Source organism: Streptomyces sp. NPDC057287, assembly GCF_042667905.1.
Lineage (GTDB): Bacteria > Actinomycetota > Actinomycetes > Streptomycetales > Streptomycetaceae > Streptomyces.
On the sequence record NZ_JBHUYV010000012.1, the window covers coordinates 121,778 to 142,150 of the forward strand.

General features: G+C 70.0%; 19 protein-coding genes. 10 read left to right on the top strand and 9 right to left on the bottom strand.

Annotated features, from left to right (window positions below; genetic code table 11):
- Window positions 1–57 precede the first annotated feature (57 nt).
- From ACFUNE_RS23435 to ACFUNE_RS23445, 3 genes are read right to left on the bottom strand one after another with little or no spacing between them, the layout of a single operon-like run.
- Window positions 58–1,542: a glycosyltransferase gene (locus ACFUNE_RS23435; protein WP_383571300.1), complete on the bottom strand. Its 1,485-nt coding sequence runs from the start codon at window positions 1,540–1,542 to the stop codon at window positions 58–60.
- Entirely contained in the window at window positions 1,539–2,489 is a 951-nt protein-coding gene (locus ACFUNE_RS23440; RefSeq protein ID WP_383571303.1) for a hypothetical protein, read from the bottom strand. Before ACFUNE_RS23440 ends, ACFUNE_RS23435 begins: the two co-directional genes overlap by 4 nt.
- Window positions 2,486–3,907: a nucleotide sugar dehydrogenase gene (locus ACFUNE_RS23445; RefSeq protein ID WP_383571306.1), complete on the bottom strand. Its 1,422-nt coding sequence runs from the start codon at window positions 3,905–3,907 to the stop codon at window positions 2,486–2,488. The genes ACFUNE_RS23440 and ACFUNE_RS23445 overlap by 4 nt, the downstream gene beginning before the upstream one ends.
- Before the next feature lie 305 nt (window positions 3,908–4,212).
- Between ACFUNE_RS23445 and ACFUNE_RS23450 the strand changes: the two genes are divergently transcribed.
- The 7 genes from ACFUNE_RS23450 to ACFUNE_RS23480 all read left to right on the top strand — a co-directional run bounded on the left by ACFUNE_RS23450 (window position 4,213) and on the right by ACFUNE_RS23480 (window position 10,353).
- Window positions 4,213–5,415 carry a S8 family peptidase gene (locus tag ACFUNE_RS23450; protein WP_383571309.1) on the top strand — a complete coding sequence of 401 codons (1,203 nt, stop codon included), beginning with the start codon at window positions 4,213–4,215 and terminating at the stop codon, window positions 5,413–5,415.
- 84 nt (window positions 5,416–5,499) lie between these two features.
- Complete coding sequence (locus tag ACFUNE_RS23455) at window positions 5,500–6,048, top strand: DUF1697 domain-containing protein (protein ID WP_383571312.1); 549 nt, start codon at window positions 5,500–5,502, stop codon at window positions 6,046–6,048.
- The gene (locus tag ACFUNE_RS23460) at window positions 6,041–6,424 is read left to right on the top strand and encodes a DUF4440 domain-containing protein (protein ID WP_383571315.1); all 384 of its coding nucleotides are present in this window, start codon (window positions 6,041–6,043) and stop codon (window positions 6,422–6,424) included. Before ACFUNE_RS23455 ends, ACFUNE_RS23460 begins: the two co-directional genes overlap by 8 nt.
- Window positions 6,425–6,979: 555 nt before the next feature.
- Window positions 6,980–7,894 carry a S1 family peptidase gene (locus ACFUNE_RS23465; RefSeq protein ID WP_383571318.1) on the top strand — a complete coding sequence of 305 codons (915 nt, stop codon included), beginning with the start codon at window positions 6,980–6,982 and terminating at the stop codon, window positions 7,892–7,894.
- Window positions 7,895–7,990: 96 nt separating this feature from the next.
- On the top strand, window positions 7,991–8,992 hold the full coding sequence (locus ACFUNE_RS23470; protein ID WP_383571321.1) for a ketopantoate reductase family protein: 1,002 nt from the start codon (window positions 7,991–7,993) through the stop codon (window positions 8,990–8,992).
- A gap of 56 nt (window positions 8,993–9,048) precedes the next feature.
- Complete coding sequence (locus tag ACFUNE_RS23475; RefSeq protein ID WP_383571324.1) at window positions 9,049–9,636, top strand: TIGR03086 family metal-binding protein; 588 nt, start codon at window positions 9,049–9,051, stop codon at window positions 9,634–9,636.
- A gap of 81 nt (window positions 9,637–9,717) precedes the next feature.
- The gene (locus ACFUNE_RS23480) at window positions 9,718–10,353 is read left to right on the top strand and encodes a DsbA family protein (RefSeq protein WP_383571327.1); all 636 of its coding nucleotides are present in this window, start codon (window positions 9,718–9,720) and stop codon (window positions 10,351–10,353) included.
- 983 nt (window positions 10,354–11,336) lie between these two features.
- On the opposite strand, the gene ACFUNE_RS23485 is transcribed toward ACFUNE_RS23480, so the two are convergent.
- Window positions 11,337–11,462, bottom strand: coding sequence for a hypothetical protein (locus ACFUNE_RS23485; protein WP_383571330.1), 126 nt, complete (start codon window positions 11,460–11,462; stop codon window positions 11,337–11,339).
- Between the two features lie 32 nt (window positions 11,463–11,494).
- On the opposite strand from ACFUNE_RS23485, the gene ACFUNE_RS23490 reads away from it, so the two are divergent.
- The 3 genes from ACFUNE_RS23490 to ACFUNE_RS23500 all read left to right on the top strand — a co-directional run bounded on the left by ACFUNE_RS23490 (window position 11,495) and on the right by ACFUNE_RS23500 (window position 15,045).
- Window positions 11,495–13,825 (top strand): glycoside hydrolase domain-containing protein, encoded by a 2,331-nt coding sequence (locus ACFUNE_RS23490; RefSeq protein WP_383571333.1) that lies wholly within the window; start codon window positions 11,495–11,497, stop codon window positions 13,823–13,825.
- Between the two features lie 102 nt (window positions 13,826–13,927).
- Window positions 13,928–14,359, top strand: coding sequence for a hypothetical protein (locus ACFUNE_RS23495; protein WP_383571336.1), 432 nt, complete (start codon window positions 13,928–13,930; stop codon window positions 14,357–14,359).
- Complete coding sequence (locus ACFUNE_RS23500) at window positions 14,356–15,045, top strand: hypothetical protein (protein ID WP_383571339.1); 690 nt, start codon at window positions 14,356–14,358, stop codon at window positions 15,043–15,045. Before ACFUNE_RS23495 ends, ACFUNE_RS23500 begins: the two co-directional genes overlap by 4 nt.
- A gap of 171 nt (window positions 15,046–15,216) precedes the next feature.
- Here ACFUNE_RS23500 and ACFUNE_RS23505 read toward each other — a convergent pair whose 3' ends face one another.
- The 5 genes from ACFUNE_RS23505 to ACFUNE_RS23525 all read right to left on the bottom strand — a co-directional run bounded on the left by ACFUNE_RS23505 (window position 15,217) and on the right by ACFUNE_RS23525 (window position 20,371).
- On the bottom strand, window positions 15,217–15,969 hold the full coding sequence (locus tag ACFUNE_RS23505) for a sirohydrochlorin chelatase (RefSeq protein ID WP_383571342.1): 753 nt from the start codon (window positions 15,967–15,969) through the stop codon (window positions 15,217–15,219).
- Window positions 15,970–15,975: 6 nt separating this feature from the next.
- The gene (locus ACFUNE_RS23510) at window positions 15,976–16,854 is read right to left on the bottom strand and encodes an ABC transporter permease (protein WP_383571345.1); all 879 of its coding nucleotides are present in this window, start codon (window positions 16,852–16,854) and stop codon (window positions 15,976–15,978) included.
- Window positions 16,841–17,632 (bottom strand): ABC transporter ATP-binding protein, encoded by a 792-nt coding sequence (locus ACFUNE_RS23515; protein ID WP_383571348.1) that lies wholly within the window; start codon window positions 17,630–17,632, stop codon window positions 16,841–16,843. The genes ACFUNE_RS23510 and ACFUNE_RS23515 overlap by 14 nt, the downstream gene beginning before the upstream one ends.
- Window positions 17,633–17,680: 48 nt before the next feature.
- The gene (locus ACFUNE_RS23520; RefSeq protein ID WP_383571351.1) at window positions 17,681–18,796 is read right to left on the bottom strand and encodes an aliphatic sulfonate ABC transporter substrate-binding protein; all 1,116 of its coding nucleotides are present in this window, start codon (window positions 18,794–18,796) and stop codon (window positions 17,681–17,683) included.
- 234 nt (window positions 18,797–19,030) lie between these two features.
- A complete protein-coding gene (locus ACFUNE_RS23525; protein ID WP_383571354.1) occupies window positions 19,031–20,371 on the bottom strand; it encodes a sulfate adenylyltransferase subunit 1 in 1,341 nt (446 codons plus the stop codon).
- Between the last annotated feature and the right edge of the window lie 2 nt (window positions 20,372–20,373).

Below are 20,373 nucleotides of genomic sequence, written 5' to 3' on the forward strand. Positions count from 1 at the left end.
CGGCCGCCGCGCTGAGCAGTGCGGCCAGCGCCCTGGACGCCAGACGGGCCAGATCCCTCATGACGCACCCCTGGACCACACGCCACGCCGGACGGTGAGCAGGGAGTACGGCAGCAGCCAGGCGAGCAGCACCGAGGAGAACAGGCTCATGAGCGGCCGGTAGCGCCAGCGCGTGTCGCCGGGATGGTCGATCTTGTACGCGAGCCCCCAGACGCAGCCCTTGAGGACCACGCCGCAGAAGTAGAGCAGGGTCAGGAAGAGGGCGCCGTGCAGCGGCGCCCAGACCAGATGCCGGAACGCCATCACCGGTGCGGCCAGGACCCACAGCGCGTGTCCGTAGTAGAGGGCGGCGGGCCCGGGGCCGCGGCGCCACATGAAGGAGCCGGTGAAGAACAGGTTCCGGATGAAGCTCTTCTTCCAGCGGATCTGCTGGCGGAGCAACGGCCCGAACCGGGCGGGCACATCGGTCCACACCTTCGCGGAGCGCACGTACCCGACGCGCCAGCGGCGCTCGGCGAAGTCCTCCTCGACGAAGGGGGATCCGGCGTAGCGGCGTTTGAGCGCCCTGCCCGTCCAGGCCTGCCCGAGGACGTATCCGGTCAGCTGGCGGTCCGTCGCGAAGCGGAACGGGGCGCCCATGAAGCGGTCGTCGGCCCAGGCGGGGAGGTAGTTGTAGACGGCGTCCCGGCGGAAGACGGCCAGGGGGCCCGAGACGCAGGAGACCGAGCCGAAGGACGCCTCGGCGGCCTTGGCCACCCTGAACTGGCCCTCGTACCAGACGTCCTGGACCCGTGCCAGCAGACCGGCGTCCGTGTTGAGCGCACGGCAGTGACCGCTGACGGCGCCCAGTTCGGGGTGGGTGACCAGCGCGCGCACGCAGCGGCGCAGCGCGTCGGGGGCGAGCACGCAGTCGGAGTCGGTGAAGGCGATGATCTCGGTGTCGGCGAGCTCGCAGGCACGGACCAGCGCGTTCTTCTTCCCGACGTTGGCGTCCAGGTGGATGACCGTGATCCCGATCTCGTCCCGGAGCCGGTTCAGAACCTCGCCCGTACCGTCCTGGGAGTGGTCGTCGACCACGATGATCCGCACCCCGGGGCAGTCGGAGGCCGCCATGGAGCGCACGCACGCCTCGATGCCGTCCACCTCGTCCTTGACGGCGAGCAGGAAGGAGACGCTGGGGTTCGCGGTCAGCCGGGGGAAGGACTCCTCCGGGCCGGGCCGCACCCGCAGTTCGCCCTCGGCCGGGTCCTCGTACCGGCTGTAGGCGACGTAGAGCATGGCGATCGTGCCGGCCAGCACGACGAGTCCGTAGCAGACCGGCAGGTTCAGGCGCGGCAGCCGTGCGGCCTGATGGGCCAGGACGATCAGCAGGGGCATCAGGCAGAGGAGGACGAGCAGCCGGCGCACCCCGTGCCTGAGTGCGGGATCGGCGGGTGCCGCACGGCGCGCGAGCCCACGCGGGCGGCGGGGCGGGCCGTCGCCGGGGGCGGTGTCCGACGGGCGGGGGAGGGGGCCGGCGGCCGGCCGGTGGAGGGTCGTCACGGGCGGTCGCCTCCGTCCAGGGAGTCCGCGCACTGCCGTCGCCCGGGACCGCCCCTGGCCGTGAAGCCGAAGAAGGCCATCTCGGTGTTGTCCCCGCGCAGTCCGAGGCCGCCGGGCGCGGCCAGCCTGCCCGGTTCCCTGTCCTGCGCGTCCAGCACCGTCCGCCCGTTCAGCGCGAGCGTGATCCGTACGCGATCGTCGGTGCAGCCGCGCACGGTGGCTGAGACCTGGTGCCATCGGCCGTACTCGACGGCGTACTCACGGGTGGCGAGGGTGGTGTAGACGCCCTCCTCATCCTCGGGCCGGCCGGGCGCAGGGAGTTTGCGCTTGAGAACGACCGCCCCGTCGCGGCGGCGGAAGCTCAGGGCGTACAGCTCCTGCGCGCTGTGGTAGCGGAGCCAGAGGTGCCCGCCGTCCCAGTCCTGTGCGGGGGTGCGCCCGGTGGTACCCGGCGGCTTCAGGAACACCCAGCACCGCACGGTCGCGTCGCCGAAGTCCCGGCGGCGGGTGACGAGCCGGAAGACCGAGGACCCGGTGTACGGGGAGGACCCGGGGCCGGGGGAGCCCCCGTCGGGCACTCCCGTCCACCCGAACGCCCAGTGTGCGAAGAGGGATCCGCTGGTGACGGCCCAGTCGTCCGAAAGACGGGCGTCGCCGGAGTCCGGGTGGCTGTGGGCGTACTCGTTGGTGACCAGCCCCTCCACGGGGAAGACCGGACGGAAGACGTCCGCCGGGCCGCCGTCGAACTCCGGGGGCCACGGCGTCCCGCTCGCGGAGGCCGGGCCGCCCGGGGCCTTCCCGTCCGCGGCCCGCCCCGCCGGCCCCGTGTCAGGGGTGTCGGCGGTGAGGGCGGCGGCGAACCCGGCGGCCGGCGTGGCGACCGCCGCGGCGAGCAGGGCCCGTCGGCTCGGCGTGCGGCCACCCGCCGTGGCGGGGTCCCTCCTCATACGGCGGCACCGGTGGTGGCCCTGGGAAGGCGGTGGGTGACGTCCAGGACGGCGGGGCCGTCGTCCAGCCAGTCCAGATCGGTTCCCGGGTGCACGGTGTGCACGACGACGAGGTCCCAGTCCGGTGCGCCGGGGACTCCGACGCTGTGGCGCACGACGCCGTGCCGGTCCAGGCACGGCACCAGGGCGTCGGTGTACCCGACGGCGGCGCCCCAGGCGGTGAGCAGATCCATGATCTCCAGCGCGGGACTCTCGCGGAGGTCGGCCACACCGGGCTTGTAGGCGATGCCCAGGATCAGCACGCGGGCACCGGCGGTCGTCAGCCCCCGTGCCGCCAAGGCCTCCCGGGCCTTCGCGGCCACCCGGGCCGGGCGCTCGGCGATGGCCGTCATGGCCGCGTCCACGAGCGGGGACGCCACCTTCCTCGCGCGCAGCTGCCACAGCAGGTAGTGCGGGTCGCAGGGGATGCAGTGCCCTCCGACGCCGGCGCCCGGGTAGAAGGGCATGAACCCGTACGGCTTGGTGGCCGCGGCGTCGATGACCTGCCGGGGTTCGAGGGCGAACTCCAGGCAGCTCTCGCTCAGTTCGTTTGCCAACGCGATGTTGACGGCCCGGAAGGTGTTCTCCCAGAGCTTGCTCATCTCGGCGGCCTCGGGGCTGTCCACCCGGTGGACGGAGGGAGCGGTGCCGGCCAGCAGCGAGGCGGCGAGCTCGGTGCTGCGCGGGGTGAGGCCGCCGATGACTCGCGGGGTCCGGTCGGGGGAGTGGGAGGGGTTCCCGGGGTCGATCCGCTCGGGGGCGAACGCCACGAAGACGTCCTCGCCCGGCCGCAGCCCCCGTGCGGCGAGCGGCTCGACGAGCAGGTCACGCGTGGTGCCGACGTAGCTGGTCGAGGTGAGCACCAGGAGCTGCCCGGGGCGCGCGTGGCCCACCACCGACGCGCAGGCGGCGGTGAGCGCGCGCAGGTCCGGCCGGAGCAGTCCGTCGACCGGGGTCGGCACGCAGATGATCACCGCGTCCGCGTCCATGACCGCCGCCGGGTCGGCCGTCAGCCGGAAGGCCGGGTCGAGGAGCGCCGTCGTCAGCCGGCTGTGCTGGGAGGGCAGCAGATCGACCCGGCCGGACCGGATGTCGCCCAGCCGGGCCTCGCTCGTGTCCATGCCGATGACGGTGTGGCCCGCGGCGTGCAGGGAGAGGGCGGTGGGAAGTCCCACATATCCCATGCCGATGACGGCGACGTGGGCACGGCGCTCGTGCTGGCTCTGGGCAGGCAGGGTCGCGGCGGTCGTGGGCTCCGGGGACGGCGCGGCCGCGTGGGTGTCGGCGCCGCCCGGCGCATCGTCGTCCCGGGCCGTCGAACGGGCGGTCCGCCACGTGTCCTGGTGAGAGGCATGGGGTGTATTGCTGGCGATGTGCACGAACGAAACATGCCATTCCGTTTCTCTGTTCCGTCGTAACGGACGGAAGCACCCGCGTCCGGTCGGGCCGAGTTCACCCGTCCGGAACCCCTGTGCGTCCTAATGCGCAGGTGGAGCCGGGCGATATCCCGCCTTGCAGGCGGAATGTGACGGTCCGCTGTGACGAAAGTTTGCCGACTGGGTGACGGCTGCATGAAGGTCTTGATCTGGGCGCGTCAATCGAGCAGGGTTTCGAGGCAACCCCCGGAGATATTCCGGCCGAGGGTCAATCCCCCCACAAAGAATGACGAGGAGACCCCCTCTTCATGGCAATTCACAAGCGTGTCCGTTCGGTCAAGCTCACCGCAGCGATAACCGCGGTGGCTGCCGCCGCCGGCGTCACCCTGCTCACCACTCCCTTCGCGGGAGCAGCCCCGGCGCCCGCGATGGGCACCGTCTACGGCACGGACGCGGCGACCGCCGTCTCCGGCAGCTACATCGTCATGCTCGACGGGAAGGCCGACAAGGCCGACCTGGCCGAGGAGTACGGCGGCACGCTCCGGCGGAACTACCGCTCCGCCGTCAACGGCTTCTCGGCCGACGGGCTTTCGGAGACCGAGGCCAAGCGGCTCGCAGCCGACCCGGCCGTCTCGAAGGTCGTCCAGAACAAGAAGTTCCACATCGACGCCACCCAGGACAACCCGCCGTCCTGGGGTCTGGACCGGATCGACCAGGCCGGGACCGCCGGCGACGACGCGTACACCTACCCGGACGCCGCGGGCACGGACGTCACGGCGTACGTCATCGACACCGGTGTCCGTGTCACCCACAAGGACTTCGAGGGCCGGGCCACTTCGGGCTTCGACGCCGTGGACAACGACGACGACGCCGATGACGGCAACGGCCACGGCACCCATGTGGCCGGCACCATCGCGGGCGCGTCCCACGGTGTGGCCAAGAAGGCGAAGGTCGTGGCGGTCCGCGTCCTGGACGACGCGGGGTCGGGCACCACCGAGCAGGTCGTCGCCGGCATCGACTGGGTCACCACGAACCACAAGGGTCCGTCCGTCGCCAACATGAGCCTCGGCGGATCCGCGGACCCGGCCCTCGACGCCGCGGTGCAGAAGGCCATAGCCTCCGGCGTCACCTTCGCGGTCGCCGCGGGCAACGAGTCGAGCGACGCGGGCGAGGGCTCCCCCTCCCGCGTCCCCGAGGCCATCACCGTCGCCTCGTCCACGGTGGACGACGAGCAGTCGTCGTTCTCCAACTTCGGTTCGGTCGTGGACATCTACGCCCCCGGATCGGACATCACCTCCGCCTGGAACGACAGCGACGACGCCACGAACACCATCTCCGGTACGTCCATGGCGACCCCGCACGTCGTCGGCGCCGCCGCGGTCTACCTCGGCGGACACCCGGACGCCACCCCTGAGGAGGTCGCCGCGGCGCTCACCGGCGGAGCCACCCCGGACGCCGTCTCCAACGCGACCGAGGGCACGCCGAACAAGCTCCTGAAGATCGTCGAGTAGGCACAGCAGGACGAGCACGAAGGCCGCCGCGCCCTCCCCCACGGGGCGCGGCGGCCGCCGCGCGGAAGGATCTAGGGTGGGGGCATGAGCACGATGTACGCGGCGCTGCTGCGCGGGGTCAACGTCAGCGGCCACCGGCGGGTCCCCATGGCGGATCTCCGTCAACTGCTCGGCGAACTGGGGTACGAGGACGTCGCCACCCATCTGCAGAGCGGGAACGCCGTCTTCCGCAGTGCGTCGGACGACGAGGGAACCCTGAGCGCCGAGCTGGAGCGGGCGATCGAAGCCCGCTTCGGCTTCCCGGTCGACTGCCTAGTCCGTTCCGGCGCCTATCTCGCGGGCGTGGCGGAGGCCTGCCCCTTCCCGGCCGCGGATCTCGAGGCCAAGCAGCTGCATGTGACGTACTTCGACCAGGCGGTCGACGCCGCACGGTTCGCCTCGCTCGACGCCGGCGCCTTCCGCCCCGAAGAGTTCCGGCTCGGGGACAGGGCCCTGTATCTCTACGCGCCCGACGGGCTCGGCCGTTCCAAGCTCGCCGTCGCGCTCGGGCGGCCCGCCTTCACCCGCGGCCTCGTCGCCACCAGCCGCAACTGGAACACCGTGGTCAAACTTGTGGAGATGACACGTGAATGAGCCCTCGCCCGCCGTGGCCGCAGCCGTCGAGGGCGAGCTCCGCCTCCTCGATCCCGTGGTGCGGGCCTCCGCCGAGGTGCTGGCCACCCTCCTGCACCCCGAGTTCAGGGAGATCGGCACCAGTGGCCGGCTCTGGGAGCGGGACACGATCATCGCCATGCTCACCGACCCGGGCGCACAGCACCCCGGGCCGCTCACCGCGTCACGGATGCGGGGCGACCAGCTCGCGGCAGATCTGGTGCACCTCACCTTCGACACGGAGTCCAAAGGGCTGCGCTCGCACCGCAGTTCGCTGTGGCGGCTGAACGGGAGCCGCTGGCTGCTCTATTTCCACCAGGCCACGCCCTTCATCGACGATCCGTTCGCCGAGGTCTGAGCGCCGGCTTCCACCAGCGCCCTGCCACCACCCCCGCAGCACACACCGGTGCGGCGCCGCAAGGGTGCCGCCCCGGTCTGATCCGAGCCCGTAGTCCGGCCGGTTCCCGCCGGAAGGGCTGATTCCGGCCACCCGGAGCGCCCGGGCAAAACGCCGGTAAGCCGTCCGAACGGACGGCGCCCCGAAGAGCCCGCTCCGGGCCGTGGGCGCTCGTGCGCACCGGGCTCCCGGGCGGCCGGGGCGTGTGTGAACGCGATGCGCGTAGACAGCGGCCGAAGTCCGCCCCCCGTTCCGGGCTTTGCAGCAATTCGCTGCCCCTTCCCGTTCGGTGAGCGGACGCCGGAGTTCGGAGGTCACTCGCACGCAGGGCGGAGTCCACGGTCCGTTCGTCCTCCCCGGTCCGGAAGGCGACCTTGTCACCCGGTCAAGCGGAGTCAAGGATTCGAGGCGTGCGGTTGGCAGGTCCACGACGAGAAAACCCACTGGTCGCGGACAGCCGCACACCTCGGCCCGCCCACCCAGTGGGCCGGACACCCCCCAACGACGGAGGATCCTGTGACCTTCAAGCGCTTCGCCCCCCTCGGTTCACTCTCCAGACGTGCTCGCCTCATCGCCGCGACCTCCGGTCTGGTCACCGCCGTGGCGCTTGCGGCACCCACCGCGGTCGCTCAGGCGGCCCCGGACACCGTGACGAAGGCCGAGCTGGCCGACGCCAGTGCCGCCGTGCGCGGTGCCGACATCGCCGGAACCGCCTGGTACACCGAGGCCGGCACCGGCAAGGTCGTCGTGACCGTCGACAGCACGGTCACCGCCGCCGAGATCGCCACGATCAAGAAGTCGGTCACCGACTCGGGCGCGAAGGCCGACGTCAACCGCACCGAGGGCACGTTCAACAAGCTCATCGCGGGCGGCCAGGCCATCTACGCCGGCGGCGGCCGCTGCTCCCTCGGCTTCAACGTCCGCAGCGGCAGCACCTACTACGCGCTGACCGCCGGACACTGCACCGAGATAGGCAGCACCTGGTACACCAACTCGGGCCAGACCACCACCCTCGGTACGCGGGCCGGCTCCAGCTTCCCGACCAACGACTACGGCCTCATCCGGCACAGCAACGCCGCCGCCGCCGACGGCCGGGTCTACCTCTACAACGGCAGCTACCAGGACATCACCTCCGCCGCCAACCCGAGCGTCGGCCAGTCCGTCAAGCGCAGCGGCTCCACCACCGGAGTCCACAGCGGCACCGTCACCGGCCTGAACGCGACGGTGAACTACGGCGGTGGCGACATCGTCTACGGCCTGATCCAGACCAACGTCTGCGCCGAGCCCGGCGACAGCGGCGGCTCGCTCTTCTCCGGCTCCACGGCCCTCGGCCTCACCTCGGGCGGCAGCGGCAACTGCTCCTCGGGCGGCACCACCTTCTTCCAGCCCGTCGTCGAGGCCCTCAACGCCTACGGCGTGAGCGTCTTCTAGCACGCGCGGGTACGACTGACGGGCCGCGCTCCCCGAGCGCGGCCCGTCGCCGTACCCGCCTCCCGCCCGGGACGGCACTGTGCGAGGCTCGCGGGCATGCGCTACATCATCGTGGGAACGGGCGCCGTCGGCGGCGCCATGGGCGGACGGCTCGCGGAAGCGGGCCACGAGGTGGTGCTCGTCGCACGAGGGGCACAGTACGAAGCCCTGCGTGACGACGGACTGCGCCTCACCACCCCCGGAGGCACCCGCACCCACCGCCTCCCCGTCGCCGACGGCCCCGAGGCGGTCGGCCTCGGTCCGGACGACGTCCTCGTCCTCGCGGTCAAGACGCAGGACAGCGTCGCCGCGCTCGACGCCTGGAGCCCCCGTCCCGTACGGGGAGGCGGCACGGCGGGGGAGCGACTGCCCCTGATCTGCGCGCAGAACGGCGTCGAGAACGAACGCCTGGCACTGCGCCGCTTCCGCCGGGTCTACGGCTGCTGCGTCTACCTTCCGGCGACCTTCGTGGAGCCGGGCAGGGTCTCCGCGCCCTGCACCCCGCTCACCGGCATCCTGCACCTCGGCCGCTACCCCTCGGGCACCGACGACACGGTGCACGCCGTCGCGGCGGACTGGGAGAAGGCGAAGCTGGCGGCGCCCGTCGTGCCCGACGTGATGCGGTGGAAGTACGCCAAGCTGCTGTCCAACCTCGCCAACGCGGTCGAGGCCGTGACCGGTGTGCCGGTCGGCCCGGACGCGTCCGCCCTGTTCGACCGGGCCCGCGCGGAGGGAGAAGCCGTGCTCGCCGCGGCAGGCATCGAGGCAACCGGGAAGGCGGAGCAGGAAGCTGTCCGCGGCGACCGGATCCGCTTCGGGCCCTCAGACGGCACCGAGCGCGGCGGGGGTTCGTCCTGGCAGAGCCTCAGCCGGGGCACGGGCACCATCGAGACCGATCACCTCAACGGCGAGATCGTCCTGCTCGGCCGGATGCACGGCATCCCGACACCCGTGAACGAGGTGCTGCGGCGCACCGCGAACTCCTTCGCCCGGGAGAGACGCGCCGCCGGATCGATGACGGCGGCCGAGCTCACCGCCCTGGTGGACGCGGAGGGCTGAACGGCTGTCGCCTTTCTTCAAGACCGGGCGCCCGGGCGGAACGCAGGGTGGGGTGTATGAGGAACGAGTACGCGTACATGACCGAATGCGCCGCCGAGTCCGCCCGGACGGCCCGGGGCGTCGGAGCCACCCTGCCGGTTTCCGCCCCGACCCCCTGCCACGGATGGGACCTGCGGGAACTCGTCAACCACTGGGTGCTCTACAGTGCCCACGGCCTGGAGTGCCGGGCCCTGCGCACCCCCATCCCCGACGAGCTGACGGAACGTGACTTCACGGCCGACGCCGACTGGCCCGAGCAGTACGCCGCCCAGCTGGAGAAGGCGGTCGCCTCCTGGTCCGACCCCGCGGTCTGGGAGGGCGGCATCGACACCGGGCACGGCTCTACCCCGGCCCCTGATATCGCGGGGATGCTCATCATGGAGACCGCACTGCACGGCTGGGACGTGGCCCGCGCCACCGGACAGGAGTTCCGGCTCTCCGGCCCGGCGGCGCGCTACCTCCTGGAGACCGTCGAGGGCACGGCCGCCCTCTACCGGCAGTACGAGGGCTTCGCCGGTGAAGTCACCCTGCCCGAGGGGGCGTCCGACTTCGAGCGCGCGCTGGCCCTCAGCGGCCGCGACCCGCGCGGAGACCGGCCGGCCTGACGCCCGCGGGCACCGGTGGCCCACCGCCAAGGGGGCCGAATGGCCCAGATCTGCGGGCCACCGGCTCCCTAGGCTTCACGCATGAGCACCCACGTGAACAAGACATCGGGCAGCGTGGCCGTCGACTTCTACTTCGACCCCGCCTGCCCGTTCGCCTGGATCGCATCCCGCTGGATGCTGGAGGTGGAGCGGCAGCGCGAGATCGAGCTCCGCTTCCACGTCATGAGCCTCTTCCTGCACAACACGGGCAACGACCTGCCCGACTGGTACCGCGAGCTCGTCGACAAGTCGATCGGACCGGTGAGGGTCGCCGCCGCCGCGGCGGCCGGCCACGGTCCGGGCGTCCTCCGGGACCTCTACACCGCCCTGGGCACCCGTATCCACCGCGAGAAGAACGAGGACTTCGACGCAGTCGTCGCCGAGTCTCTCGCCGAACTGGGCCTGCCCGCCGCCCTGGCGGACGCGGCGCACACGGACACGTACGACGAGGCCGTACGCCGCAGCCACGACCGGGGGAAGGACCCGGCGGCCGGTTCCTACGTGGGAACCCCCACGATCCATGTCGACGGCACCGTCTGGTTCGGACCGGTGCTCAACTCCGCCCCGCGCGGTGAGGAGGCGGGGCGGATCTTCGACAGCTTCCGCGTCCTGGCCGGCCACCCGGACTTCTTCGAGCTGAAGCGGGAGCGCACCGGCAGCCTGGACCTGGGCCGGTAGCGCGTCGTCAGCACCGTGCGCCCTCGCCTTCCGGCACGTCGACGGGGAACAGGAGCGAGCACCGGCTGCTCTCCCGCATCACGACGAACCGGCGAGGAAAGCCCCGACCGGCTGTGCGTTCACATGGAAACCATCGCCGCGACCGCAATCCGCGAAGGTCTCGCAGCCGAATCTTTTCAGTCATTCCTACCGACGTCCCGCACGGCGAACCACCCTTGAACGGCAGTCCGCAAATCGGCTCACTATCCTGATATAAGCGCCAGAAGTGCAAAGATTCGACATGTCAGGTACGGCGAGTCCCGTTCGTGATCCGCCAAGGCGTGCACGCGTTGTGCGGAGGCTTCACTCGACGGGGAGAGGCGCGGCCGTAAGGCCCGGAAGTCGACCTCCAGTTCAAGCCAAAGCGTCCCGACTTCGCACGTCGTGTGCGATGCGTCACAGACTCGTCGGTCCTCTGTGAATAACTTGTGACCTTCATCCGGAAGACGCGTGACGATCTCGAATTCCGGGGTCGAACGCCAGCGGGAATGGCTGCCTTTGTCCACGAAGAACATGACCTGCCCCGGGCTTCCCGCTGCCCCCCTTCCGCTGCGTGAACTCCGGCCGCGTGCCCGCCGGTTCGCGACCCTGTACGGAGCCCGACGGGACCTGCACGTTCATGTGGGTCGGGGGGCACCGGATCCGGAGGAGCCCTGCTCACCGGTGCCACCTGTGCGCGCCCAGGGGGAGTCGCCTGACCGGATCGTCACGGAAGGCGCCTGAAGGCTCCCGGAGGCCTCGTCGTGCCGGGTGCCGGGTGCCGGGTAGAGGTGGCGTGCCACGCCTTGACTCGTCGACCAGGCGCTCGACAGCGTCGCACTCCTCGTGGAGGCCGGCGTCCTGAGTGACGGGTCGGCGACTCCGGCGGCCCTTCCTCCTCCGGTGGGCGGGCCTTGTCCCGCTGTCGCACGGCTAAGCCTTCGAGGGGGCCGGCCCGGTCGGAGTCAGATCTCGACCGCGTACCCCGGGGCCGCATCCATCCTCGCGATGTTCACGCCGTCCAACACGCCCTCGTTGAGGCTGCCCGGTCGTTCGTCGTGACCGGTTTCGATCTCGCCAGTTCCCAGCACGTTTCGAAGAGTTGAAGGAGCGGATTGCCGCCATGGCTGACGAAATGGTTCTCCAGGCCCAGAAATGGGTCAACGCGACGTACAAGAGTGTCGCCGGTTACAACTCCGTGACGGAGGACGGGAAGACCGGATGGAACACCATGTACTCCCTGACCCGGGCGTTGCAGCATGAACTCGGGATCACCGCGCTCTCCAACGCTTTCGGACCCACCACGTTGGCGATGCTGGCGGCCAGGGGGGACGTCACCGTCGGTGAGTCGAACAAGAACATAGTCAAGATCATCCAGTGCGGCCTCTTCTGCAAGGGGTACAGCGCCGGCGCCATCGACGGGGAGATGTCGAACTCCACGCTGGTCGGCTTCAAGGCGATGATGGAGGACATGGGAATTTCGCCGGAAGAGATCGGCAATTTCCTGCCGGCCAAGGTGTTCAAGGCCTTGCTCACCATGGATGCCTACATCTTCCTGTCCGGCGGCCTGGAGCAGATCCGCCTCATGCAGCGGTGGCTCAACGCCCGCTACTGGAAGAAGTCGACCTTCTTCATCGGCCCGGCCGACGGCTTCTTCTCCCGGGACGTCCAGCAGGCGCTGATGAAGGGCATCCAGTACGAGGCCGGTATTCCCGAAGGTTCGGTCAACGGCGTCTTCGGTCCCGCCACGGAAACGAGCCTGAGGTCCCACACGCTCGCCGAAGGCGACTCCGGCACATGGGTGCAGCTGTTCTCCGCCGCCTGTGTGGCGAACGGCCCCTCCAACACGAGTGGCGACATCGCCAGCTTCAGCTACGAGTTCGGCCCGAAGCTGAAGAGCTGGGTGACGAAGTTCCAGAGCTTCTCCGCTCTCAGTGACTCGGGTAAGGCCGACTTCGACACCTGGGCGCAGTTGCTGGTCTCCTACGGCAACCCCGACCGGTCGGTCAACTGCTGTGACACCCGCTTCACCATCACCTCCTCCCGGGCGAAGGCGCTCTACGCCGCCGGCTACCGTGCGGTGGGCCGCTATCTCGACGAGCCGGCCGAGAGCACGCTGAACAAGGAGATACAGCCCGGAGAGCTGGAAGCGATCTTCTCCGCCGGTCTGAACGTCATCCCGTTGTGGCAGTACGACGCGCGGAAGCTCGCGGACTTCTCGTATCCCAACGGCTTCTCGCACGGGCGCATGGCTCACGAACGGGCTGAGGGGTACGGGTTCAACCGGAGCACGGTGATCTACTTCGCGGTCGACTACGACGCCACGCAAGCGGAGATGGACAAGATCGTCGACTACTTCCTCGGCGTGAACGACGCCTTGAAGAGCAATGGCAGCAAGTACATCACCGGTGTGTACGGTTCGCGGAACGTGTGCGCCAGCGTCTCCGGAGGCGCCTACGTGCCGTACGCGTACGTCTCCGGCATGTCCTACGGATTCTCGGGCAACCTCGGATTCCCCCTCCCGCAGAACTGGACGTTCAACCAGATCAAGGAGTTCGAGTTCAGCGCGGGTTCGGACACCTTCGCCTTGGACCGGGTGGCACACCGCCCCGGCTCGGACTTCGGCCAGAGCTCGGTCAACCAGTCGGGAAGCTCCTCGGTCGACGAGTTCCTGGCGTACGTCCAGAAGGTGTACGACGCAGCCGTCGCGTACGGAAAGGGCAACGCCAACGAACTGTGCCTGCAGTTCATGCGCTGGGACAAGTACACCGACTCCCGTTGGGGATCGCTGTTCGGTGATGTGGACAGTGCGTTCATCCAATTCGCTGTCGACCGGGGACTCGGCCGTGCGAGGGACCAGGCGTACACAGACCCGTCGATGGGTGTCACCATCAGCCCGGACCACCTGATCGCCAGTGCCGCAGGCTACTTCCTGAAGGGGAACGCCGGCGTCGGCAAGGCGAATCGTGCCGAGCTCGCCAGCTGGGGCGGGGACCTCCTCACGTTCTACGGCGAATGGAGCCGTTCGGACAACGCGTCCCCACTGGACTTCTGCCGCAAGAACCTGGCCAGGCCGGACGTCGCGTCCACGTTCTCGCTGAGCGACCTGATCGAGGACATAGACGGGTTCACCGTCGCGACGAAGCTGAAGGCCGGCGGCACGAACATCGTCACCGAACTCAGGAAGATCCTGGTCGGTGGGGGGCACCTGACGCGTTTCAGCGACTTCAGCGCGGCCAGGTTCGGCAACACCACCGACGGGGCCAAGAAGACGGCGAAGGCGTTTCTCGAGGACCAGATCGACGACACTCTGCTGTCGAGTACGCGTGCACTGCTGATCCAGCGGAACTGCCCGCTCTTCAAGGAGCCCTGGAACGAGTCCGACTCCGTGATGGACGAGTTCTACCGGGGATTCGCCGAAGTTCTGCAGCGTCTCATCGACCAGGAGGTGTGAAGCAGTTGGCTCCGCCGACGGACCGCCCTCGTCGTACCGAATCCCACGGAGAACCACGCGGTCCCGCGTGACCGCGAAACAGGATCAGGAGAGGGAAGAGCAATGCCGGCACCTTTGATGGGCCTGTTCCTCCTCATCAGCGTGGCGGCGGTGGCGGCGTGCATCCTGGTGATCGTTCTCATGCTGAGAAACCCACCGCGCTCGCTGTCCAGGATCTGTGCGCTTCTTGCCCTGGCCTTCGGTTTCTCGGCCACGTCCGTGTACTGCTACGGCTGGCTCTCCGTCACTCTGGGCGGGCCGTTCCCGGAGCTCTGCGAGGACAGGAACGCGTCCGGCGCCCAGTTGGCGAGCCTGCAGCAGGACTACTGGCCGCTTCGTAACGCCTGCATCTATTCCGACGGCTCGACGGTGGAGCACCTTTCCACATCGATCAACGTGTTCGTCCAGGTGCCTGCTGGTCTTGCCGTCGCCATGACCTGTGCCGCCGCGTTCCTGTACCGGCGGGCCCGACACATTCCCGGAGGGACCTCATGACCATCGCATACTCGCGTCGCACCATACTCAAGCAGTTCACCGGCGTCGCTGCCGGAGCCGCGCTGGTCTCCGGTGGAGGCGCACTGCTGGCCCCCGCCACCGCCGTCGCCGCGGACACCACGTGGCGCAGATCGACCTCGGCGAACGGCTGGGCCATTCCGAACGCCCGCTCGTCGTCCACCGGGACCTTCGACATCCAGGGAACCGGCCTGACCGTCGTCCTTCGCGAAGGAGACACCGCGACGGTCCTGGCCTATCTGGCACAGCGCTTCCACTACGACGTCGCCCGGCTGGAGGACGAGCGCGGTGAGATCGTCGGATATCGCGCCGATGGCGAGGTCAGGGCGGACTTCGAGTCCAACCACCTGTCAGGAACCGCACTGGCGCTGTACCCGGAAATCTATCCGCTGGGCGTCACGGGCAACTTCTTCCCGTACCAGGTCACGGCGATCCGGGACATCCTCGCGGAGCTCGGAGGCGTGGTGAAGTGGGGCGGTGACATGAAGCCCGCCATGGAATCCATGTTCTTCATCGACGTGCCGCCGGAGTCGCAGCAGCTCAAGCAGGTCGCAGCGAAGCTCAGGGAGTGGCAGATCACTCCGAGCAAGGGCGCCGGGACTCAGAACGTGGAGGACCCCGAGCGCATCAAGGCGTCGAAGGCACTGGCGAGGAGCCAGAAGGCCTGAGCGCTCCGGCCGGGGATCGTCCCCTGCCGGTCGAGGCGGGCGCCGAGACGGGTGCGGCCACCGTCGAACATCGTCTGTGGTGAGGACTCACGAAACGGCCTCACCGCGGACGTGTGCCGCTGCGAACCTGCACGCAGCCATGCCGAGCGTGGGCCGGACCCGCGACAGCCCCTAGGCGCTGACCGCCCCGGCCAGCGGGACACGCGCCTCGTCGTAACGGGTCAGCAGCAGGCGGGCCAGCGCGGGGGACGGGCCGAGTACGCCGGAGAGCACGTCGGCCCCCGCCTCCTCGGCACCGGCCGCGATGCGGTCGGGGAGACGGCCCGGCGCGATGACGTACGGCGCGACCGCGACCCGTCGTACGCCGTCGGCCCGCAGGGCCCGCACCACGTCCGCGGTGCGGGGAAGAGATGCGGAGGCGAACGCAGGCCGCACGGCGCACCAACCGGTGTGCCGCAGCTCCCGCGCGATTTCAGCGATCACTGCGATCGCCTCCGGGTCGGTGGAGCCCGCCGAGGCCAGGACCAGCCCGGTCGAGCTCTTGTCGCCGGGGGTGACCCCGGCCTCGTGCAGCCGCTGCTCCAGCGCCGCGTTCAGCAGCGGGGACGGGCCGAGGACGTCGGCCTGGCTGATCCGCAGCCGGGGAAGCCGCGTGCGGGCCTCGTGCAGCACCGACGGGATGTCCGACTTGGCGTGGAACGCGCGGGTCAGCAGCAGCGGAAGCGCCACGACCTCCTCCGCGCCCTCGGCGGCCAGCCGCTCCAGCACCCTGGGCACCGAAGGGGCGTTGAACTCCAGGAAACCCGTCTCCACGCGCAGCCCGGGCCGCGACGACCGTACCCGCGCGGTGAGCGCGTGGACGGTCGCCGCGTGCCGCGGGTCGCGGCTGCCGTGGGCGATGACGAGGAGGACAGGGGCAGGCATGGGAACTCAGCTCTTGACCAGGAGACCGCGGCTGCGCAGCACCCGCCGCTCCAGCGGGCTGAAGATCAGCAGGTCGATCGCGATCCCGACGAACAGGATGAGGAGGATAGCCAGGAAGATCCCCGGCATGTCGAAGTTGTTCCGGCCGTTCTCCAGCAGCTGGCCGAGCCCCAGGCCCAGGTCGGGCGAGGACGCGATGATCTCGGCGGCCATCAGCGAGCGCCAGGAGAACGCCCAGCCCTGCTTGAGGCCCGCCAGATAACCGGGCAGCGACGCCGGCAGGACGATGTGGATCGTCCCGCGCAGCCCCGTCGCCCCGATCGTGCGGCCCGCGCGCAGGAACAGCGGCGGCACCTGGTCGACACCGGAGACCAGACCGTTGGCCACGGACGGGACCGCGCCGAGCAGGATCACCGCGTACATCGTCTTGTCATCGAGGCCGAGCCAGATGATGGCCGGCGCCACCCATGCCACGGACGGCAGGGACTGCAGCCCGGACAGGATCGGGCCGATCGCCGCCCGTACCACCTTCACCCGCGCCACCAGCAGCCCCAGCGGGGTGCCGATCGCGACGGCCATCACGAAGCCGAGCAGACCGCGGGACACGCTGGTCCAGATGACCTCCAGCAGGGTGCCCTGCGCCCACATGTCGGTCAGGCTCTCCCAGACCGCTGAGGGCGGCGGAAGCTTGTAGTCGTCGGTGACCTTCGCCCAGACCAGGAGCTGCCAGACGAGGACCACCAGCACGACCGCGACGACCGGCGGCAGGACCTTGTTGAGCAGGACCTCGCGGGTCGGCGTCCGGCGTACCTGTACGGCGTCGAGCGCGTCGAGGCCGGCCTCGAGCCCCGCCAGGTCGTCGGCCTTCGTTTCAGTGCTGGCCATGTCGGCGGATCTCCCCACGCAGTTGTTCGGTGATCTCGACGGACAGCTCCGCCACGGCGGTGTCCTCGATGCGGCGCGGCTGCTCGATGTCGACCGTCCACTCCCGGGCGATCCGTCCCGGACGCGACGAGAGGAGGACGACGCGCTCGGCGAGCCGTACCGCCTCGCGGACGTTGTGGGTGACGAAGAGGACGGAGGCGTTCGTCTCGCGCCAGATCCGGGTCAGTTCGTCGTGCAGCACGTCGCGTGTGATGGCGTCGAGCGCGGCGAACGGCTCGTCCATCAGCAGCAGCTGGCTGTCCTGGGCGAGCGCACGGGCCATCGCGACCCGCTGGCGCATCCCGCCCGAGAGCTCGTGCACCCGCTTCCCGTACGCCCCGCCGAGGCGTACCAGTTCGAGCAGCCGTTCCGCCTCGGGGCGGCGGTCCGACTTCGGTACCCCCCGCATCCGCAGGGCGAGTTCGATGTTCTTCCCCGCGGTCAGCCACGGGAAGAGGGCGTGCTCCTGGAACATCAGGGCCGGCCGCCCGCCGGGGGTCTCGATGGACCCCGCGGTCGGGCGGTCGAGTCCCGCGACCAGGTTGAGAAGCGTGGACTTGCCGCACCCGGACGCTCCCAGGAGGGTGACGAACTCACCCGGAGCGACATCGAGTGTGATGTCGTCCAGGACGAGCTGCTGCCCCGTCGGTCCGGCGAAGGACTTGGAGACATGCGTGATGCGAGCGGCGTAGTCGACCGCTGCTCGGTCCTCGGCCTTGGTGAGGGTGGTGGTCGCCATGGTCGTCACCTCCTGGGAAACGTCAGAATCCTGGTGCGGTCGGGTGGGCTACTTGACGCCGAGACCGGCGTCGGCGACCTCGGGCTGTCCCGCGGCCTTCAGGATCTTGTTCAGCGGCTTCAGGTTGTAGATGCCGCTGAGGTCGGGCTTCTCCAGCAGACCGGCCTTGACCGCGTGGTCCGCCTGCGCCTGGAGCGTGGCCGCCAGCGGGTCGTCGGTGATCTGGATGGACTTCCACGCCGGGTCGAGGACCTCGGCGGGCAGCGCCTTCCCGCTGAGCTTCTCCAGTGCGGTGTTGGCCGACGCCTTCGCCTTGTCCGGGTTGGCGTTGATCCACTTGTTGGTGTTCACCGTGCCGCGCAGCACCGCGTCCACGACGTCCGGGTGCTCGGAGAGGAACTTCTGCGACACGATGATGTTCGTGATGACGAACTTGTCGTCCGGCCACAGCTTCGACTCGTCGAGCAGGACCTTGCCGCCCTCGGCGACCAGCTTGGAGGCGGTCGGCTCGGGGACCCAGGCACCGTCCAGCGAACCCGACTTGAAGGCGTCCGGGGTCACCTTGTTGTCCGAGCGGACCACGGAGACGTCGCCCTTGCCGCTCTGGGCGTCGACCTTCCAGCCCTTCTCGGAGATCCAGTTGAGGAACGCCACGTCCTGGGTGTTGCCGAGCTGCGGGGTGGCGATCTTCTTGCCCTTGAGGTCGTCCAGGGTCTTGATCTTCTTCGGGTCGACGACGAGCTTCACGCCCCCGGAGGCCGAGCCGCCGATGATCCGCAGGCTCTGGCCCTGCGACTTGGCGTAGCCGTTGATCGAGGGGGAGGGGCCGATGAAGCCGATGTCGATCGAACCCGCGTTGAGCGCCTCGATCTCGGAGGGCCCGGCGTTGAACGTCGAGGGCTTGACCGAGGTGCCGCCCAGCTCCTTGGCGATGATGCCTTCCTGGATACCGACCAGGGCGGTGGCGTGCGTGAGGTTCGGGAAGTATCCGATCTTCACGGTGTCCGCCGAGAGCTTCTTCCCGTCGGCGGAGACGTTCGACTTCGCGGCGTCGTCGTCCTTCGCCTCGGAGCCGTAGCCGCAGGCGGTGGCTGCCACGGCGAGCAGCGGCAGAGCGGCGGCAGCGGCGAGACCGCGGCGCAGAGTGGTACGGGTGGCAGGCACGGGAGGTTTTCCCCTCGTTGGCCCGGTGCTCACGTCCCCCTGGGATCAGGTGGCGCGGCCGGGTGGTCGGCAGGTCTTCGTCTGAACTGGCGGTGCGGGTGGTACGAGCGGGCGCGCAGGCAGTGCGCGTACGTCATCACGCACATCGCCCGACCCCGCCCTGGCCGCTGCCGAGGGCACCGCTGCCGACCCGGCCGCCCTCTTTCGCGAAGGTCGAGAAGAAATCGGTGATCATCAGAAGTCCCACTCCGCGTCCTCGGCCGAGGTGTCCGCGTCCGGAGCGGCCTCGGTGACGGCGGCGAACGAGGCGCCCGCCATACCGGCGCTCAGCGTCGTGCCGTCGGCGGGGTCGATGAGGAGGAAGGAGCCGGTGCGCCGTGAGTCCGCGTAGGCGTCGAGCGCGAGGGGCTCGGCGGTGCGCACGACGACGCGGCCGATGTCGTTGGCGACGAGCTGCCCGGGGGCCGGGTGCTGGGAGAGGTCGTCCAGGGTCAGCCGCGACGGGATGTCCTTGACGATCGCCTTGACCGTGCGGGTCGTGTGCTTGAGGAGCACGCGCTGGCCGACGGTGAGCGGCTGGTCGGCCACGTGGCAGACGGTCGCCTCGACGTCCTGGGTGGTGGCGGGCGTGTCCGATGCCGGCGCGATCAGGTCGCCGCGGGAGACGTCGATGTCGTCGGCCAGCCGGATCGTCACGGACTGCGGTGCCCAGGCGATGTCGACGCTCTCGCCGAGCGCGTCGATCCCCTCGATCGTCGTGGTGCGCCCGGACGGCAGCACCGAGACCGTCTCGCCGACCCGGAACACCCCGGCGGCGATCTGACCGGCGTAACCGCGGTAGTCGGGGAGCTCGGCGCTCTGCGGGCGGATCACGTACTGCACGGGGAAGCGCGCGTGGCAGGCGGTGAGGTCGTGGCTGACCGGAACCGTCTCCAGGTGCTCCAGGACCGTCGGGCCGCCGTACCAGTCCATGTGGGCGGACGGCTCCACGACGTTGTCGCCGGCCAGGGCGGAGATCGGGATCGCGGTGATCTCCGGGACGCCGAGGGAGGCGGCGTACGCGGTGAACTCCTCGGCTATCGAGGCGAACACGGGCTCCGCGTAGTCCACGAGGTCCATCTTGTTCACGGCGAGGACGACGTGCGGGACGCGCAGGAGCGCGGCGACCGCCGCGTGGCGGCGGGTCTGCTCGACCACGCCGTTGCGGGCGTCGACCAGCACGACGGCCAGCTCGGCGGTGGAGGCGCCGGTGACCATGTTGCGGGTGTACTGCACGTGGCCGGGGGTGTCGGCGAGGATGAACCGGCGCCGGGGCGTGGCGAAGTAGCGGTAGGCGACGTCGATGGTGATGCCCTGCTCGCGCTCGGCGCGCAGGCCGTCGGTGAGCAGCGCCAGGTCGGGTGCGTCCTGGCCGCGGCCCAGCGAGGCCTGGGTGACGGCTTCGAGCTGGTCGGTGAGGACCGACTTGGAGTCGTGCAGCAGACGTCCGACGAGGGTGGACTTGCCGTCGTCGACCGACCCGGCCGTGGCGAAGCGCAGCAGGGTGGTGGCCGACAGCTCGGTGATGGTGGTCATGT